This is a genomic window from Micromonospora sp. WMMD987, assembly GCF_029581435.1.
Lineage (GTDB): Bacteria > Actinomycetota > Actinomycetes > Mycobacteriales > Micromonosporaceae > Micromonospora > Micromonospora rifamycinica.
The window spans coordinates 6,546,366-6,565,860 of the sequence record NZ_CP120861.1 but is presented as its reverse complement, the minus strand read 5'-3'; the positions used below and the strand labels follow the sequence as shown (position 1 = coordinate 6,565,860).

Below are 19,495 nucleotides of genomic sequence, written 5' to 3'. Positions count from 1 at the left end.
GACGGTCCACATCCGGCGAGTCGTGGTCGGTCCTCGTGCGTCGCGCCGCTACGGTGGGGGCATCATGCGTCTGACGGTCGGTCCCCTGCCATCCGCCGTGTACTGGCGGCGTCGCGCCGTCGTACTCGGAGCGGGGCTTCTCTTCTTGATTGTCCTGCTCTACTCGTGCACCCGGTCGGGGGACACCAGCACCACACCGGGTGCCGGTGCCTCGTCGTCGGCTCCCGCGGCGGGTAGCCCGTCACCGACAGCCTCCGGGTCCGCGTCGCCGTCGGGTCCGTCCGACGCGCCGGCCTCGTCGGCCGGGCCGGGCGCCGAGTCGGGTACGAGCACCACGCCGCCGGCCGATCCGCCCGCCGCGCCGGTCAACCCGGCCCGGGTGGACGACGGCACCTGCACCGACAGCGAGATCGCGGTGACCCCGGTGGCGCTCCCGGCCGAGGTCCGGCGGGGTGCCCCGGTCGACCTCAGCCTCAAGATCCGGAACAAGTCCGGGCGGACCTGCAGCCGGGACGTCGGTGCCGACGTGCAGGAGCTGTTCATCAAGTCCGGCGCGGAGAAGGTCTGGTCGTCGGACACCTGCGGCACCGGCAAGGGCTCCGACGTGCAGTCCTTCACCCCCGGCTTCGAACGCTCCTACCAGCTCACCTGGAACGGTATGGATGCCAGCCGGTGCAGCCAGGGTGTCGCCTCGGGTCCGCAGCCGCCGGCCGGCAACTACCAGGTCTTCGCCCGGGTGGGCACCAAGCTGAGCGAGCCGGTCAAGCTGGTCGTCGTCGGCTGAGCTGATCCCGTCCCGCTCGGGCCGACCCGTCCCGGTCAGACGTAGCGTTCCAGGATGGATGCCTCGGCCAGCCGGGAGAGCCCTTCCCGGACGCCCCGGGCCCGCGCGTCCCCGACCCCCTCGACGGCCTGGAGATCCTCCACGGTGGCGCCGAGCAGCCGCTGGAGGCTGCCGAAGTGCAGCACCAGCCGGTCGACGATCGCCGCCGGCAGCCGGGGCACCTTGGCCAGCAGCCGGAACCCGCGCGGGCTGACCGCCGCGTCGAGCGCGTCGGAGGCGGCCGGGTAGCCGATGGCCTTGGCGACCGCGACCAGGTCGATCAGCTCGGTCGCGCCGAGCAGGTCCAGCTCGACCAGGGCCTCGTCGAGGGTGCGCGACTTGCGGCCGGTGGGCAGGTAGTCCCGGATGACCAGGGTACGGTCGGCATCGACGCCGGCCATCAACTCGTCGAGCTGGAGGGCGAGCAGCCGACCGTCGGTGCCCAGCTCGACCACGTAACCGGCGATCTCGTCGGCGATCCGGCGGACCATCTCCAGCCGCTGCACCACCGCGACCGCGTCCCGGACGGTGACCAGGTCCTCGATCTCCAGCGCGGAGAGGGTGCCGGAGACCTCGTCGAGGCGGAGCTTGTAGCGCTCCAGCGTGGCCAGGGCCTGGTTGGCCCGGGAGAGGATCGCCGCCGAATCGTCCAGCACGTGTCGCTGCCCGTTGACGTAGAGGCTGATGATCCGCATCGACTGGCTGACCGAGATGACCGGATAGCCGGTCTGCCGGGCCACCCGCTCGGCGGTGCGGTGCCGGGTGCCGGACTCCTCGGTGGGGATGGAGGGGTCGGGCATCAGGTGCACGCCGGCCTGGACGATCCGGGTGCCGTCGCTGGAGAGCACCACCGCGCCGTCCATCTTGCACAGCTCCCGGACCCGGGTGGCGGAGAACTCGACGTCCATCGGGAAGCCGCCGGTGCAGATCCCGTCCACGACCTTGTCGTAGCCGAGGACGATCAGCGCACCCGTACGACCGCGCAGGATGCGTTCGAGCCCGTCGCGTAGCGCGGTGCCTGGTGCCATCAGGGCGAGATTGGCCCGCAGCGGGTCACCGGCGCTGCCGGTCGCTCCGGTCACGCTCACACTGATCGGACGGGCGGGCGAGCCCACGGCTGCGGCGCGGGTGTGGGGCGTCGCGCCGGCAGGCTTGGCGGCGTCGCGGTCGGTCGGCACGTGCACAGTCTACGGACTGCCCTGCGGTGGGTGCTCCCGTGGTTACTGTGATGTGTCGCGGCGTCGGATTACTCCTACCCGCCGGCCATGACGGACTTTGTTCGGTATGGCCCGATCGGTCCGTGGCCTCCGCCACCCGGATTCACTCCGCGGAGGCGCGGGCGACCGCCTGGAGCGCGGATCGCACGTCCGTGACCTCGGTCACCTGCATCCTGTCCGGGCCGGCACCGGTGCTGTCGGGACCGCAGCCGGGTGGCACCAGGGCCATCCGGAAGCCGAGCCGGGCCGCCTCGGCCAGCCGGCGGGGGACCGCGCCGACCCGGCGTACCTCACCGGTCAGCCCGACCTCGCCGATCGCCACCAGGTGCGGCGCGATGGCCAGGTTGAGTCCGCCGGAGGCGACCGCCAGGGCGACCGCGAGGTCGGCGGCCGGCTCGACCACCCGGATCCCGCCGACGGTGGCCGCGAAGACCTCCCGGTCGTGCAGGGTGAGCCGCTCCGTGCGGCGCTGGAGCACCGCCAGCACCATGGCCAGCCGGGCACCGTCGAGCCCGGACACGGTACGCCGGGGCGAGCCGGCCACCGTCGCCCCGATCAGCGCCTGCACCTCGGTCAGCAACGCCCGCCGCCCCTCCATCGCCACCGTGACGCAGGTGCCCGGCACCGGCTCGGAGTAGCGGGTGAGGAAGAGCCCGGAGGGGTCGGCCAGGCTGGTGATGCCCCCCTCGTGCATCTCGAAGCAACCCACCTCGTCGGCCGCGCCGAACCGGTTCTTGACCCCCCGCACCATCCGTAGCGAGGAGTGCTTGTCGCCCTCGAAGTGCAGCACCACGTCGACCAGGTGCTCCAGCACCCGGGGACCGGCCACCTGGCCGTCCTTGGTGACGTGGCCGACCAGCACGGTGGCGATGCCGCGTTCCTTGGCGACCGCGACCAGGGCGGCGGTGACGGCCCGGACCTGGGTCACCCCACCCTGCACCCCCTCGGTGCCGGTGGTGGAGATGGTCTGCACCGAGTCGAGGACCAGCAGGCCCGGCTTGACCGCGTCGAGGTGGCCCAGCACGGCGCTCAGGTCGCTCTCGGCGGCCAGCCAGAGCTGCTCGTGCAGGGCGCCCATCCGTTCGGCGCGCAGCCGGACCTGGCTGACCGACTCCTCGCCGCTGACCACCAGCGACGGGCTGCCGGCGGTGGCCGCCCACTGCTGTGCCACGTCGAGCAGCAGGGTCGACTTGCCCACGCCCGGCTCCCCGGCCAGCAGGACCACCGCGCCGGGGACCAGCCCGCCGCCGAGGACCCGGTCGAGTTCGCTGACCCCGGTGGGTCGGGCCCGGGCCGGCGCGGCGCTGATGGTGGCGATCGGCCGGGCCGGCTCGGCCGGCATCCGGGAGCTGACCACCCGGCCGGAGACGACCGGCCCGGTGACCGTGGACTCGACCACGGAACCCCACTCGCCGCACTCCGGGCAGCGCCCCACCCACTTGGGTGGCTGGTGGCCGCAGGCGTCGCACTCGTAGGCGGGACGGGGCTCACGGGCGGCCCGGCCCCGGGAGACGCCGGACGCGCCGCGGGCGGGCGTGGATCGGGAGGTGGTCACCCCAGGACGCTAACCCCCACCGGTGACGAAAACACCGTCGGCGTGGTGGTCACCACGCCGACGGTGTCGGTGCACAGGATGCCGTCGGTTCAGCCGCCGTGGCCGGAGGTGCCCTCCTGGCCGCTCTCCTCGCCGCCCTCGCGGTGCACGATCGGGGAGGCCGGGGCGCCCGGGCTCAGCGGCACGCCGACCGGGACCGGGGTGCTGACGGTACGACCGCCACCGAAGTCGAAGGTCAGGTCGACCTGCTGGCCGCTGCGCAGTTCCTCGTTCAACCCGACGAGCTGGAGGTGTCGCCCGCTCTGCACGTTGAGCAGGACGAAGCCGAGCGCCGGGATCTCGATCCGGGCCGGCTCGCCGGCCGGTGCGGACGGCGAAGCACCCTCGGACGGCGACGCGCTGCCCGACGGGGAAGCGCCCTCGGACGGCGACGCGCTGCCGGACGGCGAAGCGCCCTCGGACGGCGAGGCGCTGCCGGACGGCGAAGCGCCCTCGGACGGCGAGGCGCTACCCGACGGGGAGGCTCCTTCCGACGGGGACGCGCTGCCCGACGGGGAGGCGCTCCCGCTCTCCGACGGTGACGCGGAGGTCGACGGACCGGTCGTACCGGTGAGCAGGATCTGCCGGGCGCTGTCGGTGGTGACGGTGACGGTGACCGGATCCCGGGTGTCGTTGTAGATCACCGTGTTGATCGCGGCGTTCCCACCGGCGGCGAAGCCGTCCTCCCCGGGGTACTCGACGTAGAGGCCGCGCACCTTGTACGCGTTGTCCGGCGTCTGGACGTTGACACCCTGGACCGACGGCTGCTTGTTGGCGGTCTCGGACACCTGGCCAGCCCCGCAGCCCGTCGCCAGCAGGGCGGTCGCCGCCAGGCCGGACAACAGCAGGGCGGCCCGCCGGGAACCCCTGATCGAGCGCGTCACGTCGGTCCTCCTCGTCACGATCCCCACCCGGTGCGGATCATCCCCCGGGCACGGGGTGGTCATACCCGCGCAGACCGCGCTCCAGGGTAGTTGGAGCTGATCGAGGGCCGCACACGGACCCGGTGCCGCCACCCGGGCGGGTGCCGGTCAGACCACCCGACCGCTCGCCACCAGCAGGACCACATCGATCAGAGCCACCACCAGCACCGCCCGGAAGGCGGCCACCGAGCGTCCCCCGGCCCGGGTGGCGGCGCGTCCCGCGTACCAGCCGACGACCGGCACCACGACGGCCGCCGTGAGGGCCGACCAGCCGACCCACGACGGTGGCCCGGGCGGGCCGACGACCAGGGCGACGGTGGCGGCGAGCAGCAGCCCGGCGGCGGCCAGCCGGCTGCCGGTGGCACCGAGCAGGTGCGGCAGCCCGCGCACCCCGGTCCGGGCGTCGTCGGCCAGGTCGGGCAGCACGTTGGCGAAGTGCGCGCCCGCACCCAGGCAGGCCCCCGCGACGACCAGCCAGACCGGTGGCGCGGGCGCCCCCGGCAGGGCGAGCACCACGAAGGCGGGCAGCGCGCCGAAGGAGACCGCGTACGGCAGCACCGAGGCCGGGGTGGACTTCAACGGCCAGTCGTAGAGCAGCGCCGAGACCAGACCGACGGTGTACCAGAAGGCGGCGACCGCGTTGGTGGTCAGCGCCAGCAGCGGGGTGGCGAGCGCGGCCAGCCCGGCGGCCACCGCCACCGTGCGGCGACCCACGACCCCGGCGGCGACCGGCTTGTCGGCACGCCCCACCGTGGCGTCCCGCCCGGAGTCCACCGCGTCGTTGGTCCACCCCACGGCGAGCTGGCTGGCCAGCACGGTGAGCACCACGGCCACCGTCCCGCCCGGACGGTGGCCGACCCCGACGGCGAGCAGCCCGGCCACCGTGGTCACCGCCAGGCCGGGTTCCGGATGACTCGCCCTGACCAGCCCTAACACCCTCCGCGACATATGGGAAGTCTGGTCGTTACCGGCCGGTCGTGCCACGCTCGGTGCCATGCGTGACGGTGCGGTCTCCAGCGGTGTCCGGGTGCTGCCCCCCAACGATCCCCGCCAGTACGACGACCTGGCCGGTGAGTGGTGGCGGCCCGACGGCGCGTTCGCGATGCTGCACTGGCTGGCCCGCGCCCGCGCCGCCCTGGTGCCGCCGGCGGCCCGGCCCGACGCGGTGCTGGTCGACCTGGGCTGCGGCGCCGGCCTGATGGCCCCGCACCTGGCTGGAAAGGGCTACCGCCACGTCGGGGTGGACCTCACCCGGTCCGCCCTGGTGCAGGCGGCGGCGCACGGGGTGACGGTGCTCGCCGGGGACGCGACAGCGGTGCCGCTCGCGGACGGTTGTGCCGACGTGGTCGCGGCCGGTGAGCTGCTGGAACACGTGCCCGACTGGCGTACCGCGGTCGCCGAGGCGTGCCGCCTGCTGCGCCCGGGTGGACTGCTGGTGCTGGACACCCTGAACGACACCGTGCTGGCCCGGCTGGTCGCGGTGGAGTTGGGCGAGCGGCTGCCCACCGTGCCCCGGGGCATCCACGACGCACGGTTGTTCGTGGACGACCGGGAGTTGGTCGCCGAGTGCGCCCGGCACGGTGTCGCCCTGCGGGTGCGGGGGATCCGGCCGTCGCTGCCGGCGACACTGGGCTGGCTGGTGCGACGCGCCACCGGTGGTGTCGGCCCCGGCCGGCGCGGGTGGGTACCCGGGATCCGGCCGACCTGGTCGACCGCGGTGCTCTACCAGGGCCGTGGGGTCCGGCTGGGGCAGCCGGATCGGGGCCGTGGGGTCCGGCGCGGGTGGCCGGACCAGGGCCGTGAGGACCGGCGCGGGTAGCCGGCCAGCTTCGGGGTACCAGGAAGTCCCAGGAAGGGGACCGTATGACTGTGGACGCAGTGGCGGCGGCCCGCCGGTTGGCGCCGAGGTTCGCCGCGCGGGCGGCCGGACACGACCGGGACGGCACGTTTCCGGTCGACGACTTCGCCGACCTGCGGGCATCCGGACTCTTCGGGCTGATGGTCCCGGCCGGGCTGGGTGGCGCGGACGCCACCTTCGCCGGGTACGCGGCCGTCGCCACCGAGCTGGCCCGGGGCAACGGCGCGACCGCGCTGGTGTTCAACATGCACGCCTCGGTCACCGGCGCGCTCGGGGCGGTCACCGAGGAACTGGCCGAGGCGTTGGGCGTACCGGACGAGGCGCTGGCCGCCCGGGACCGGCTGCTCCGGGCGGCGGCCGAGGGCGCCTGGTACGCGGTGGCGATGAGCGAACGTGGCGCGGGTGCCCGGCTGTCCCGGCTCAGCACGGTCTACGAGCCGGTCGACGGCGGCTTCCGGATCAAGGGGAGCAAGACGTTCTGCTCCGGCGCCGGTCATGCCGACGGTTACCTGGTGGCCGCCCGCAGCGCCGCCGACCCGTCGGTGGTCTCCCAGTTCCTGGTGCCCGCCGGGGAGGGGGTGAGGGTGGAACCGACCTGGGACGCCCTGGGCATGCGGGCCACCTCCTCCCACGACCTGCACCTGGACGTGACCGTGCCGGCGGACCGGCTGCTCGGCGGCGTGGAGGGGCTGGCGCTGGTGGTCGCCCAGCTGATGCCGCACTGGCTGGTGGCCAGCTATGCCGCCGTCTACGTGGGGGTGGCCCGGTCGGCGGTGGACGCCGCCGCCGAGCACCTCAACGCCCGGGACCTGGGTGGCCTGCCGGCGGTACGGGCCCGGCTCGGCCGGGCGGACGCGGCGGTGGCGGCGGCGGAACTCGTGGTGGCCGAGGCGGCCCGCCGGGTCGGCGACGCCCCCGGCGACGCCGAGACGAACCGGTGGGTGTGGCGGGCGAAGCTGCTCGCCGGCAGCACGGCGGCGGAGGTGGCGGCGTCCATGCTGGAGGCGGCCGGGACCTCGGCGACCCGTCGGGGGCATCCGTTGGAACGGCTCTACCGGGACGCCCGCTGCGGCTCGCTGCACCCGGCGACCTCGGACGTGTGCGCCGACTGGCTCGGGGTGGCGGTGCTCGGGGGTGACCCGGACCGCGACGGAACGGCCCCTCGTTGGTGAGGGTGACGGAGGTCGGGGCGACCGCCGGACGGGCAGTGTGGACGAGAGGTGGGGACGGATGGCCGTGCCGTTGATCGCGGGGTTGGGGACGGCCCACCCGCCCGGAGCCACCCAGGACGAGTTGTGGACGGGCTACTTCGCGAAGCACTTCTCGGGCACCACCCACGCGCTGGCCGAGCGGATCTTCGCCAACTCGGGGGTGTCCCGTCGGCAGGCGGCGGTCAACCCGCTGCTCGAGGACGTCTCCGACTGGCCGACCGAGCGACGGATGCGGCGGTACCAGGTGGAGGCGCTGCCGCTGGGCAAGGAGGCGGTGGGCCGGGCGTTGACCGCCGCCGGGCTCGCGGCGAGTGACCTGGGGCTGTTCGTGGTCTGCTCCTGCACCGGCTACGCCACCCCGGGGCTGGACATCCTGCTCGCCCGGGACCTGGGCATGGCCCCGGACACCCAACGGATGTTCGTCGGGCACATGGGCTGTTACGCCGCCCTGCCGGGGTTGGGGGCGGCGAGCGACTTCGTGGCCGCGCGGGGCCGGCCGGCGCTGCTGCTCTGCGCCGAACTGACCAGCCTGCACCTCCAGCCGGCGTCGGCCCGGATGGACACCCAGCAGATCATCTCGCACGCGCTCTTCTCCGACGCCGCGGTGGCCGCCGTAGTGCTCCCGGAGGCGGGGACGGGCACGGCGGGGTACGCGCTGCGCGAGGTCGCCTCGGTCACCGACACCTCGACCGCCGACCACATGACCTGGGACGTCACCGACACCGGTTTCCGGATGGGCCTGTCGCCGAAGGTGCCACAGGTGCTCTCGACGCACGTCCGGGGGCTGACCGCCGACCTGCTGGCCCGGCACGGCACGACGATCGCCGAGGTGGACGGCTGGGCGGTGCACCCGGGTGGACCGCGCATCCTCCAGGTGGTGGAACGGGAGCTGGCGCTGCCGGCCGACGCGCTGGCGACGTCCCGGAGGGTCCTCGACGAGCACGGCAACTGTTCGTCGCCGACGGTGCTGCTGATCCTGGACCGGTTGTTCCGGGCGGCGGTGCCACCCCGCCGGATCGTGCTGCTCGCCTTCGGCCCCGGGCTCACCCTCTACGCCGCCCTGCTCGAACGCCGGACCTGATCCGCCGCCCGGCCTTGGCCGGTCCGTGTCCTGCCGCGACCCGCGGGGGCGGCCCGACCCGTGCGGTCCCGCCGGGACCGTGCGGGGCTCCCCGGACTACGCGCCGGCACCCCGGGGCGGGGTGGAGTGCCTGGTCGGGGCTGCCGGGGTCGGCGCTTCGTCGCGCGTCGCCGCCGGCTCCTGGTTACCCTCGCCGGGTGGGGGTCGAGGTGGGCGGCGGGGACCGGCTGCGCGGTGCGGTGCTGGCCGGCGCGGCCCTGGTCGCGCTGGTCGCCGGCGGTTGGTGGTGGTCGGCCACCGCTCCGACGACCGCCCCCGGCGGGTCGGTGCGGGCGGTGACGCCGAGACCGTCGGCCGGTGCGGAGGCGACCCGACGGGTGGTGGTGGTCGACGTCCGCACCGGGCGGGTGCTGGAGTCGACGGAGCTGCCCGGTGGGTCGGGTGACCCGGACGTGGGTCTGCCGACGTTCACCGACACCCAGTGGCGGGAACGGATGACCCTGGCGTCCGGTGGTGCGCCGGTCCGCCGGGAGTCGGCGGCCGACGGCGCGCGGCACCTCCTCCAGTACCGCTGCTCGGGCGACGGGACACTGCTGGTCTCGGTCCTGCACGACGACCCCCCACGGCGACGACAGGCCGACTGCGACGGCGAGCTGGTCGCGTGGGAACTGACCGGGCCGGCCGGACGCACCCGGTTGGAGTTCTCGGCGGTGGGGCCGGGGCCGGTGGAGCTGGAGGCGCAGGTCGTCGCGGTGCCCTGAGCGAGGCCCTGGTGGGGCCGGCCGGGTCAGCCGGCGAGCCGGGCCAGGTCGTCCCGGTAGTCGGCGGTGTCACCCAGCTCGGGCAGGACCCGGACCACCGTGCCGGCGCGGTCCACCAGCAACGCCGGGGCGGCACCGGGTCGGGCGGGCAGGCGCACCGCGGCGCGGAGTTCGCCGGTGGGGTCGGCGAGGGCGTGTACCGGGCCACCGGCCGGTGGGGCGCCGGTGACCTCGCGTCCGCCGGCCACGCTGACCACCCGGACGCCCCCGGGTGCGGTGCCGGCGGCGGCGGCCACCTGCGCGGCGCAGGCACAGCTGTCCACCAGGATGATCATCGCGGGTAGCAGGCCACGCAGGGGCACCGGTGTCTGGTCGGCGTCGACCAGGTCGAGCGCGGGGAGCGACCGCCCGACCAGCGGGACCGGCGTGGTCGACTGCGGCAGCACGGTGGGCCGGTCGGTGCCCCGGGACGACCGGGGCCAGGTGACGGTGACCAGACCGGCGGCGGTGGCGAGCACCGCCACCAGGAGGATCAGCAGGGGCAGCCCGAGCGGCGGCCGGCCGTCCGTGCGCCCGGCCAGCCCCAGCCGTCGCCACCGGGCGGCCGAGCTGCGGCGGCGCAGCTCGCGTCGGAGCTGGGCGGCCTCCTCGGCGAGCGCGGACGCGTCGTCCGGCACGACCACCCGGCCCCACTCCGGCGGTAGGCCGGGCAGGCCGTCGGGCGGGCCGTGGCCCTCTGCGTCAGGCATGCCCATCGGACCCCCGGTGAGTGGTGCGGCGAGCGGTGTGCGGTGCCCCTCCAGCGTCCCGCACGTACCCTCCTGCCGCCAGACCTGGGCGGCCGGGACGCCGCCGGGCTACCATGGGAGGAGCGCATAGCCCGAGAAATCCACGCTCCGATCACCCGTGCCGGGGTGTCATCCGTTGCTCACGGAGCGTGTTTGAACCATCGGTTTGGCCGCCTGTCAAGCTGAAGAAAGACCTCTCACAGGGCCCCTGAGCTGCGCCAACGGTCAGGACGGCAGCGGGACATTGGTGCCTGAGCGTGTTACCCTAGACACAGCGAAAGGGGTTTCGAACCTATGGTTTTCAGCGTCGGCGAGACCGTTGTTTACCCCCACCACGGGGCCGCACTCATCGAGGCAATCGAGACTCGGGTCATCAAGGGCGAGCCCAGGGAGTACCTGGTCTTGAGGGTCGCGCAGGGTGACCTGACGGTTCGGGTGCCCGCCGAGAACGCCGAGATCGTGGGTGTGCGTGAGGTGGTCGGCGAAGAGGGCCTGGGCAAGGTCTTCGACGTGCTCCGCGCACCGCACACCGAGGAGCCGACCAACTGGTCGCGGCGTTACAAGGCGAATCTGGAGAAGTTGGCCTCCGGCAACCCGCTGAAGGTCGCCGAGGTCGTGCGCGACCTGTGGCGTCGGGAGCGGGAGCGGGGCCTTTCCGCGGGTGAGAAGCGCATGCTCGCCAAGGCCCGCGACATTCTCGTCGGCGAGGTCGCGCTGGCGGAGAAGAGCACCAAGGACGAGGCGGAGACGCTGCTCGACAAGGTCCTCACCGAGGCCTGATCCGACCGCATCGTCGTACCCGACCCTGTAGCGAAGATTCCCGAGGACCGCGACGTGACCGCGCAGCTCAATCCGCGCGGTGACGTCGCGGTCCTCGTTCCTGCGGCCGGTGCCGGGGTACGCCTCGGTCCGGGTGGCCCCAAGGCGCTGCGGCTGCTCGGTGGCGAGCCCCTGCTGGTGCACGCGGTACGCCGGATCGCCGCCGCGCCGTCGGTGCACACCGTGGTGGTGGCCGCGCCGGCCGCCGAGGTCGACGCGGTCCGGCGGCTGCTGGACCCGGTCGCCCCGGTCCTGGTCGTGGCCGGTGGCGTCGAACGGCAGGCGTCGGTGGCGAACGCCCTGGCCGCGGTGCCCCCCGGTCCGGCCATCGTGCTGGTGCACGACGCGGCCCGCGCGCTCACCCCACCCGCTCTGGTGGAGGCGGTGGCGGCGGCGGTCCGGGCCGGTCACCGGGCGGTCATCCCGGTGCTGCCGGTGATCGACACGATCAAGCAGGTGGACGCCGACGGCGTCGTCCTCGGCACCGTCGACCGGTCGGCCCTGCGGGCCGTGCAGACCCCGCAGGGGTTCCGTCGGGAGGTGCTGACCGCCGCGCACGCCGCCGCCGGCGATCCGCTCACCGACGACGCCGGCCTGGTCGAGCAGCAGGGCGTGCCGGTGTTCTGCGTCCCCGGCTCCGAGTACGCGTTGAAGGTCACCCGCCCGTTCGATCTGACCCTGGCCGAGCAGCTGCTGGCCGCGGGGCATTGACGCGTACCCTCGATTCATGATCGTTCCCAGGGTCGCCGTCGGCACCGACATCCACGCCTTCGCCACCGGCCGGCCGTGCTGGCTGGCCGGCCTGCACTGGCCCGGTGAGGACGGCCTGGCCGGGCACTCCGACGCCGACGTGGTCGCGCACGCCGCCTGCAACGCACTGCTCGCCGCCGCGGGGCTCGGCGACCTCGGGGCGAACTTCGGGGTCGACGAGCCGGAGTGGGCCGCCGCCTCCGGGGTGGCGCTGCTCACCGAGTCCGCCCGTCGGGTCCGCGCGGCCGGGTTCGCCATCGGCAACGTCTCGGTGCAGGTGGTCGGCAACCGGCCCCGGATCGGGCCCCGACGCGACGAGGCGCAGCAGGTGCTCTCGGCTGCGGTCGGCGCACCGGTCACCGTCACCGCGGCCACCAGCGACGGCCTCGGCTTCACCGGGCGCGGCGAGGGCCTGGCCGGCATCGCGGTGGCCCTGGTCTACGACGCGGCGGCCGGGTAGGGCCGCGATGACCGACGACGAATCGACGCTCGACGGCTACCGGCAGCGGTCCCAACTGCTGGCCGAGCTGGGCCGTTACGACGAGGCCGCCGAGGAACTGGGCTTCGCGCTCGCGCTGGCCCCGGCCGACCCGTCCGCGTTGACGCTGCTGGCCCGGCTGCACCTCGCCGCCGGTCGGCCCGGTGCGGCGGTCGCCGCCGCCGACGCGGCGATCGACGGCCCGCCGGTTCCGCCGGGATCAACGACACCGTCGGCCCCACCGGCCTCATCGGCGCCACCTGCCCCGCCGGGATACCCGGCACCGCCGGATTCGTCTGCCCCGCCGGGACACCCGGCACCGCTTGGACCATCGGCACCGCCCGGACCATCGCTGCCTTCCGCAGCGCCGGGAACGCCGGTGCCGTCGGATTCGACCGGCTCGCCGGATCTGCCGGGATCGCCGGCCGCACCGCGACCGGTGTCCCCGTCGGAGCCGTCAGGCTCGTCGGGAGGACCGCAGCCGGTGGGCACGCCCGGCCCGCCCCCGGTCGGTTCCGGCCCGCCCGGGGACGACGCTGCGGTGGTGCCGACCGCCGCGCTGGTGGTCCGGGCGATCGCCCTGGCCGATCTGGGGGAGTACGCCGAGTCGGCGCGTACCGCCGATCGGATCCTGGCGGCCGGGCCGTCCGACGCGTACGCCCAGCGGAGCGCGGCGGCGATCCTGGCCGAGGCGCGCAACGGCCAGCCGGCGCTGGACGCGGCCTGGCGTGGGGTGGAACTGGCCCCCGACGAGCCACAGGCGCACCTGGTGCTGGCCCTGGTCGCCGGCCGGCTGGAGCTGTTCGACCTCGCCGAGCGGGCCTACCGGGAGGCGTTGCGGCTCGACCCGGAGCTGGCCGGGGCGCGGGACGACCCGGGGGTGCTCCGGCTGGAACGGCGTCGCTGGGTGCTGGCACTGGAACAGGTCGCCGCGTTGGCGCCGGTGCACCCGACCCGGGCGGAGAAGGTGCCGGTGTGGGCCGGGCTGCGCCGGCTCGTCCTGATCGGCAGCGGCTGGTCGCTGGTGGCCAGTCTGCTGCTCGCTGTCCTGGCCGCCGGCGGGGCGGGGGCGAGCCGGCTGGTGGCGGTGCTGGCGGCGGCCGGGGGCGGTCTGCTGGCCTGGCGGCTGGCCCGGCAGGTCCCCGGGCTGGGCCGGGTGGTGCTGCCGGTGCTGCGCCGGGAGGACCGGCCGCTGGCGTTCGCGGTGTACGCGGTGCCGGCCGGCCCGGCCCTGCTCCTGCTCTTCGCCCTGGTGGGCAGCCCCTGGCCGCTGGTGGCCGCGATCGCCGTCGCGGTGCCGGCCACCCTGGTCGCCGCCACCCGCGCGGGCGTCTCCTAGCACGGCACCCGCCGACCGGGGCGGCGCGGGTCACCGGGTTGGTCAGGGTGCCGGTCCGGTCAGGGGCGGCGGTTCCAGGTCCAGGCGTAGCCGGGGTCCTCGCACTCCACGGCGGCGTCGCAGAGGTCGAGCGGGCGGAAGGTGTCGACCATGACGGCCAACTCGTCGAAGAAGTCGACGCCGATGGACCGTTCGGCCGCCCCCGGCTGCGGGCCGTGGGTGTAACCGGACGGGTGCAGGGAGATCGAGCCCTGCTCGATGCCGGAGCCGCGCCGGGCCTCGTAGTTGCCGCCGGTGTAGAAGAGCATCTCGTCGGAGTCGACGTTGTGGTGGTGGTACGGCACCGGGACGGCGTCCGGGTGGTAGTCGACCTTGCGGGGCACGAACGAGCAGATCACGAAGTTGGGGCCCTGGAAGGTCTGGTGCACCGGCGGCGGCTGGTGGAGGCGACCGGTGATCGGCTCGAAGTCGTGGATGGAGAACGCCCACGGGTACTGGTGCCCGTCCCAGCCGACCACGTCGAACGGATGGTGGGCGTAGACGTGCCGGGTCCAGGCGGTGCCGGTGGCCGTCCGGGCCCGGTGGCGGACCAGCACCTCGACGTCGGTGCCGTCGACCAGCAGGGGCGTGTCCGGCCCCCGGACGTCCCGCTCGCAGTACGGCGAGTGTTCGAGGAACTGGCCGCGCGCCGACAGGTAGCGCTTGGGTGGGCCGATGTGTCCGGTGGCCTCGATGGTCAGCAGCCGGACCGGGGTGTCGCCGGTGGGGACCAGCCGGTGCACGGTCGAGGTGGGGATCACCACGTAGTCGCCGGCGGCCAGGTCGAGCGGGCCGAAGCTGGACTCCAGCCGCAGCGTGCCGGCCTCGACGTAGAGGCACTCGTCGCCGGTGGCGTTGCGGTAGAGGGGGGAGGGCCGGTCGGCCAGCGCGTACCCGATCCGGACGTCGTCGTTGGCGAGCAGGTGACGCCGGCCGAGCACCGGGTCGGCCCCCGCGCCGTCGAGCTTGTGGGTGCGCAGGTGGCGCGGCTTGAGTGGATGGTTCGGCAGCCGGGTGTACCCGGGTGGGGCGAACTCCTCGGCGGCGACGATCGCGGTCGGCGGGTACCGGTGGTAGAGCAGGGACGAGTCGGCGGAGAAGCCCTCCTGGCCCATCAACTCCTCGGTGTAGAGGCTGCCGTCGGGCTGGCGGAACTGGGTGTGCCGTTTGCGGGGCACCTCGCCGACGCTGCGGTAGTACGGCATGTCGCCTCCCGTATTGTCCCGATATCCGGCCGGCGGCGTCCGATAACCGGACGCCACTGTCCGTTCCTTGACAGCGTCCCGTAGATTCTTGTCTCGTGTCAACGCAGGTCCCCCGCCTCCTCGCCGGACTCGTCGACGACGCCGCCGTCTTCCCGCCCGGCAGCGCGTCGCTGCCCGACGCGGTCGCCGCGCACCACGAACACCGCGCCTCCTGGTACGCCGAGCTGGTAGGCCCGCTGTTGGTGCCCGCCTCCGCCGTCGTCGCCGGCGAGCTGGACGGCCTGGCCGGGGGCGTGGTGACCGGGCTGATCGGGGACACCGGCATCGGCCGGCTGCCCGCCGCGCTGGCCCGCCTCGACGCCGCCGGCAGCACCGTCCGGCAGGTCGAGGTGGCCGTCGCCCGCCGCGGCGAGGACCCCCGGCCCGGCCTGACCGCGCTGCGCGACCTCGTCACCGGGCCAGACGACCTCGACTGGTACGCCGAACTACCGCTGACCTTCGGGCTGACCAGCGCGCTGGACACCCTCGCCGAGGCCCGCGCGAGCGGCCTGCCGATCGCCGCGAAGTTCCGCACCGGGGGACTGGCCGCCGAACTCTTCCCCACCCCGGTCGAACTGGCCGCGGTGATCTGCGCCTGCCGGGACCGGAACCTGCCGTTCAAGCTGACCGCCGGGCTGCACCACGCGGTGCGCCACCTCGACCCGGAGACCGGCTTCACCCACCACGGCTTCGGTAACGTGCTGGCCGCCACCCTCGCCGCCGTCGACGGTGCCGAGGTGGACGCGGTGGCCGTGCTGCTCGCCGCCACCGACGCGGCGCGGCTGGCCGAGCCGGTCCGGGCTGCCGGCGACGCCGACCGGCCGCTGTGGGTCGGGTTCGGCTCGTGCAGCGTGCGGGAACCACTGACCGATCTGATCCGGCTGGGGCTGGTGAACGGGGGATTCGACCGATGAGCTGGGTGCCGGGCGTGGACGGTTCGTCGTACGGGGTGACCAACCTGCCGTACGGGGTGTTCCGGCACGACGGGCGACCGCCCCGGGTCGGGGTACGCGTCGCCGATCTGGTGTTCGACCTGGCCGGTGCGGAGGCGGCCGGGCTGGTGCTCGCCGCCGGGGCGTTCGGGGGGTCCTCCCTCAACGACTTCATGGCGCTGGGCCGCCCGCAGTGGACCTCGGTCCGGCAGCGCCTCGTCGAGCTGCTCACCGACCCGGCGCACCGGCCCGCCGTCGCGCCGCTGCTGGTGCCGCTGGCCGAGGTCGAGATGGTGCTGCCGTTCGCGGTGGCGGACTACGTCGACTTCTACTCCTCGGAACACCACGCCGGCAACGTCGGGCGGATCTTCCGTCCCGGCCAGCCGCCGCTGCTGCCGAACTGGCGGCACCTGCCGATCGGCTACCACGGCCGGGCCGGCACGGTGGTCGTCTCCGGCACCCCGGTCGTCCGCCCGACCGGGCAGCGCGCCGGCGGCGAGGGGCCGACCGTCGGCCCGTCGGCACGCCTGGACATCGAGGCCGAGGTGGGCTTCGTGGTCGGGGTGCCGAGCGCGCTGGGCGACCGGGTGTCCACCGCCGACTTCGCCGACCATGTCTTCGGGGTGGTGCTGGTCAACGACTGGTCGGCCCGGGACATCCAGGCCTGGGAGTACCAGCCGCTCGGGCCGTTCCTCGGCAAGTCCTTCGCCACCTCCGTCTCCGCCTGGGTGACCCCGCTGGACGCCCTGGCCGACGCTTTCGTGCCGGCCCCGGCCCAGGAGCCGCCGGTGCGGGACTACCTGCGACAGACCCCGCACCTGGGGCTCGACCTGCGACTGGCGGTCGAGTGGAACGGCGAGCTGGTCACCGAACCGCCGTTCGCCGGCATGTACTGGACCCCCGCCCAGCAGTTGGCCCACCTGACCGTCAACGGGGCGTCCCTGCGCACCGGAGACCTGTACGCCTCGGGCACGGTGTCCGGTCCGGAGCGTGGGCAGGTCGGCTCGTTCCTGGAGCTGACCTGGGGCGGCGCCGAACCGGTCACCGTCGGCGGCGAGGCCCGCACCTTCCTGGCCGACGGGGACACGGTCACCCTGCGGGCCACCGCCCCCGGCCCGGACGGCACCACCGTCGCCCTCGGTGAGGTCACCGGGCGGATCCTGCCCGCCCGCTGACCGGCCGGTACCGGTTCGCGCCGGTCGCACCGGCTGTCCGACCGTCCGCGTCGCCTGCCGCGTTTGTTCCACCGATTCCGTCGGCACACCCCGCGTCCCCGCCTCCCGATGGCGACGTGGGGTGTGCCGGCGTGGCACGACCCAGTGGACAGGAGGTACGAGCATGAACGATCTCGTCGGCGCGGTGTGGCGCACCAGTAGCCGCTCGAACGACCAGGGGCTCTGCGTGGAGGTGGCGGACAATCTCGTCCGTACCCGGGCGGTGGTCGGGGTACGCGACTCCAAGGACCCGTCGGGTCCGGCCCTGGTCATCGGCCCGCCGGGCTGGACGGCGTTCGTCGACGCCGTACGGGAGGGGCTGTTCCGCCCCTGAGCGACCCGTCACCGGTGCCCCCGCCCGGGGCACCGGTGACGGAAATTTCGTCGTCCGGCCCCCCGTGGACCGCTCACCCCCCGTACGGTGGACGACACGGGAGGTGTCATGTCGACGGTTGCGGTCACCGAGTTCGTCGAGGCGTCGGCCGTCGACGTGTGGGCGCTCCTGACCGACCTGCCGGTCCGCGTCGACTGGCTCTGCACGGTCAGCGCCGTCGAGCTGCTCACCCCCGGGCGGCTCGCCCCGGGCACCGCCTGGCGGGAGACCCGCACCCGGCCGGACGGCGGCGACCAGCCGGAGGAGTTCGTGGTGCTGGCCGCCGAGCCACCGCACCGGCTGGTGCTCAGCTCTCCGGGCATCGGGGTGGACTACCGGATCACCTGGACCCTGCGTGCCGTCCAGCGGCGTCGCCGGGGCTGTACCGCCGTCACCGTCGAGCACCGGGCGGTGCCGACCGCCCCGTACGGCCGGATGGTGGCGCTGCTCTTCGGCGGCCTGGCGGCCCGGACGGTGGAGGGCGCGATCCGGCGGGACCTGACCGCCCTGGCCGGCACCGTGCACAGCGCCGGTCGGGCCACCGCCGCCTGATGTCCGGGGCCGGTGGGAGGCGCCGCGACCAGCGGCCGCTTCCCTGACCGGTGGTGGCCACCGCTGCGGCCGGAGATACGCGACAGTCGTTCGCGCGACGCGGTGTGACCTGACCGGTCCCCGGGAGAGAAGCCTGGGTAGGGTGCCGGGCGGAGGTGGGCATGGGAATCCCAGAGGGGCGGCGGCGACTCGTGGTCGCGGTCGCCGTGCTGCTCACCCTCGTGGTGGTCGGCGGCGTCGGTTACCGGGTGCTCGCTCCCGCCGAGGTCAGCACGCCCGCCCGGGGTGCGCCTCCACCGGCGGGCACCCCGGAGATCGGGGTGGTGGGCCGGCTGCCGGTCGCGCCGTTGGTGGTCGCGGGACGGCTCCGGGTCTACGCCGCCGAGCGTCAGCTCTACGCCGACCAGCCCGCCGACGACCGTAACCGAGTCACCCCGTTCTGGTCGTACCGGCGCTGGCCCGCCTCGCTCGACGGGGTGCTGGCGACCGGCACGACGGTGCTCAGCCGCTGGTCGGACGGGAAACTGGTGGCGCTGGACGCGCTCACCGGCCGGGTCGCCTGGCGGGCCGACGGGCCGACGCCGGTCGACACCCCGTCCGCCCGGCGCACCGGGGCTGCCACCGTCTGGGATCCGCGCGGGATCTCCGTGACCCCCGCCCCGGCGGGCCGGACGGTCCTGGTGGTCTCCGGTTCGGGTGGTCCGCGCGGCTACGACCTGGCCGACGGGCGGGCGCTCTGGCGGGTCGACGGCGACCGGGACTGCCGCACCGACCTGGGCACCACCGCCGCCGGGCAGGTCTTCTCCGTCGACTCCTGCGACGGGCGGACGGCGGTCGAGTTCCGGGACGGGTCCACCGGCACGGTCGCCACCCGCTGGCGACCGCCGGACGCCCCGGACCGGTTCACCGTCACCCCGGTCGGCTGCCTCACCCCCCGGTCGCAGTGCCGGGGGCTGCGTACCGACGACGGCTCGGGTGGCCGGGGCTGGCAGGTCGGACCGGGTGCGCCGATGGCCGCCCCCGCGCTGGACGCGGCCGACACCACCCTGGTCGGCGAGCTGGCCGTCGGCGACGACGGCGGGGTGCTCAAGGGGTGGGAGGCGCGCAGCGGCAAGGAACGCTGGCAGCGCGGCGACCTGGGTCCGGTCCGGGTCCTCGCCACCGAGGCCGGACGGCTCTACGTGCTGACCGAACGGCGGGAGCTGATCACCCTCGACCCGGTCACCGGCGCCCAGCGGTCCCGGTTCCCGATGACCCCCGGCCGGGACGGCATCGGGTGGAAACCCGGCCGGGCGTACGCGGCCGGCGGTTACGTCGCGGTGGAGCGGCTGCGCGAGCGCGCCGACCCGGACGACGACGACCAGGCGTACTTCCTGATGGCCGAGCCGGTGGTGCTCGCCGCGACCTGAGCCCGGGCACCCGCCGGCAGCCGGACCCGGCGGACACCGGCCCGACCGGCCACCGACCGGCCCCCGGATCCGGCGGGCACCGGCCCACGG

General features: G+C 74.8%; 20 protein-coding genes. 14 read left to right on the top strand and 6 right to left on the bottom strand.

The features are described 5' to 3' along the window. Positions 1-64 precede the first annotated feature (64 nt). A complete protein-coding gene (locus O7612_RS28020; protein ID WP_282268836.1) occupies positions 65-784 on the top strand; it encodes a hypothetical protein in 720 nt (239 codons plus the stop codon). Between the two features lie 35 nt (positions 785-819). Here O7612_RS28020 and disA read toward each other — a convergent pair whose 3' ends face one another. From disA to O7612_RS28000, 4 genes are all read right to left on the bottom strand, one after another. Then, complete coding sequence (disA, locus tag O7612_RS28015; protein ID WP_067302160.1) at positions 820-2,001, bottom strand: DNA integrity scanning diadenylate cyclase DisA; 1,182 nt, start codon at positions 1,999-2,001, stop codon at positions 820-822. 142 nt (positions 2,002-2,143) lie between these two features. Further along, a complete protein-coding gene (gene radA, locus O7612_RS28010; protein ID WP_282268832.1) occupies positions 2,144-3,595 on the bottom strand; it encodes a DNA repair protein RadA in 1,452 nt (483 codons plus the stop codon). Between the two features lie 89 nt (positions 3,596-3,684). Then, positions 3,685-4,518, bottom strand: a complete 834-nt coding sequence (locus O7612_RS28005) for a hypothetical protein (RefSeq protein ID WP_282268830.1) — start codon at positions 4,516-4,518, stop codon at positions 3,685-3,687. Between the two features lie 147 nt (positions 4,519-4,665). After that, positions 4,666-5,505: a UbiA family prenyltransferase gene (locus tag O7612_RS28000; RefSeq protein ID WP_282268829.1), complete on the bottom strand. Its 840-nt coding sequence runs from the start codon at positions 5,503-5,505 to the stop codon at positions 4,666-4,668. Between the two features lie 46 nt (positions 5,506-5,551). Between O7612_RS28000 and O7612_RS27995 the strand changes: the two genes are divergently transcribed. From O7612_RS27995 to O7612_RS27980, 4 genes are all read left to right on the top strand, one after another. Beyond that, positions 5,552-6,376, top strand: a complete 825-nt coding sequence (locus O7612_RS27995; RefSeq protein ID WP_282268827.1) for a methyltransferase domain-containing protein — start codon at positions 5,552-5,554, stop codon at positions 6,374-6,376. 44 nt (positions 6,377-6,420) lie between these two features. Beyond that, the gene (locus O7612_RS27990; protein WP_282268825.1) at positions 6,421-7,587 is read left to right on the top strand and encodes an acyl-CoA dehydrogenase family protein; all 1,167 of its coding nucleotides are present in this window, start codon (positions 6,421-6,423) and stop codon (positions 7,585-7,587) included. 58 nt (positions 7,588-7,645) lie between these two features. Further along, positions 7,646-8,707 carry a type III polyketide synthase gene (locus O7612_RS27985; protein WP_282268821.1) on the top strand — a complete coding sequence of 354 codons (1,062 nt, stop codon included), beginning with the start codon at positions 7,646-7,648 and terminating at the stop codon, positions 8,705-8,707. 197 nt (positions 8,708-8,904) lie between these two features. Continuing rightward, the gene (locus tag O7612_RS27980; RefSeq protein ID WP_282268819.1) at positions 8,905-9,468 is read left to right on the top strand and encodes a hypothetical protein; all 564 of its coding nucleotides are present in this window, start codon (positions 8,905-8,907) and stop codon (positions 9,466-9,468) included. Positions 9,469-9,494: 26 nt separating this feature from the next. On the opposite strand, the gene O7612_RS27975 is transcribed toward O7612_RS27980, so the two are convergent. After that, on the bottom strand, positions 9,495-10,223 hold the full coding sequence (locus tag O7612_RS27975) for a hypothetical protein (RefSeq protein WP_282268817.1): 729 nt from the start codon (positions 10,221-10,223) through the stop codon (positions 9,495-9,497). 327 nt (positions 10,224-10,550) lie between these two features. On the opposite strand from O7612_RS27975, the gene O7612_RS27970 reads away from it, so the two are divergent. The 4 genes from O7612_RS27970 to O7612_RS29525 are packed head-to-tail and all read left to right on the top strand — an operon-like array spanning position 10,551 to position 13,642. Beyond that, entirely contained in the window at positions 10,551-11,036 is a 486-nt protein-coding gene (locus tag O7612_RS27970; RefSeq protein WP_013288937.1) for a CarD family transcriptional regulator, read from the top strand. A gap of 54 nt (positions 11,037-11,090) precedes the next feature. Continuing rightward, on the top strand, positions 11,091-11,786 hold the full coding sequence (gene ispD, locus O7612_RS27965) for a 2-C-methyl-D-erythritol 4-phosphate cytidylyltransferase (protein ID WP_282268815.1): 696 nt from the start codon (positions 11,091-11,093) through the stop codon (positions 11,784-11,786). A 16-nt stretch (positions 11,787-11,802) separates the two neighbouring features. Beyond that, on the top strand, positions 11,803-12,285 hold the full coding sequence (gene ispF, locus O7612_RS27960) for a 2-C-methyl-D-erythritol 2,4-cyclodiphosphate synthase (RefSeq protein ID WP_282268813.1): 483 nt from the start codon (positions 11,803-11,805) through the stop codon (positions 12,283-12,285). A 7-nt stretch (positions 12,286-12,292) separates the two neighbouring features. Beyond that, positions 12,293-13,642 carry a tetratricopeptide repeat protein gene (locus O7612_RS29525; protein ID WP_348774254.1) on the top strand — a complete coding sequence of 450 codons (1,350 nt, stop codon included), beginning with the start codon at positions 12,293-12,295 and terminating at the stop codon, positions 13,640-13,642. Between the two features lie 59 nt (positions 13,643-13,701). On the opposite strand, the gene O7612_RS27950 is transcribed toward O7612_RS29525, so the two are convergent. Beyond that, positions 13,702-14,886 carry a cupin domain-containing protein gene (locus O7612_RS27950; RefSeq protein WP_282268812.1) on the bottom strand — a complete coding sequence of 395 codons (1,185 nt, stop codon included), beginning with the start codon at positions 14,884-14,886 and terminating at the stop codon, positions 13,702-13,704. 95 nt (positions 14,887-14,981) lie between these two features. Here O7612_RS27950 and O7612_RS27945 point away from each other — a divergent pair, with 95 nt between their 5' ends. From O7612_RS27945 to O7612_RS27925, 5 genes are all read left to right on the top strand, one after another. Next, positions 14,982-15,839, top strand: a complete 858-nt coding sequence (locus O7612_RS27945) for a hypothetical protein (protein WP_282268810.1) — start codon at positions 14,982-14,984, stop codon at positions 15,837-15,839. Continuing rightward, on the top strand, positions 15,836-17,032 hold the full coding sequence (gene fahA, locus O7612_RS27940) for a fumarylacetoacetase (protein ID WP_282268808.1): 1,197 nt from the start codon (positions 15,836-15,838) through the stop codon (positions 17,030-17,032). The genes O7612_RS27945 and fahA overlap by 4 nt, the downstream gene beginning before the upstream one ends. Positions 17,033-17,195: 163 nt before the next feature. Beyond that, the gene (locus O7612_RS27935; RefSeq protein ID WP_282268806.1) at positions 17,196-17,405 is read left to right on the top strand and encodes a DUF397 domain-containing protein; all 210 of its coding nucleotides are present in this window, start codon (positions 17,196-17,198) and stop codon (positions 17,403-17,405) included. 108 nt (positions 17,406-17,513) lie between these two features. Next, on the top strand, positions 17,514-17,996 hold the full coding sequence (locus O7612_RS27930) for an SRPBCC family protein (protein WP_282268804.1): 483 nt from the start codon (positions 17,514-17,516) through the stop codon (positions 17,994-17,996). A gap of 161 nt (positions 17,997-18,157) precedes the next feature. Further along, a complete protein-coding gene (locus O7612_RS27925; protein WP_282268803.1) occupies positions 18,158-19,405 on the top strand; it encodes a PQQ-binding-like beta-propeller repeat protein in 1,248 nt (415 codons plus the stop codon). Positions 19,406-19,495: the final 90 nt, after the last annotated feature.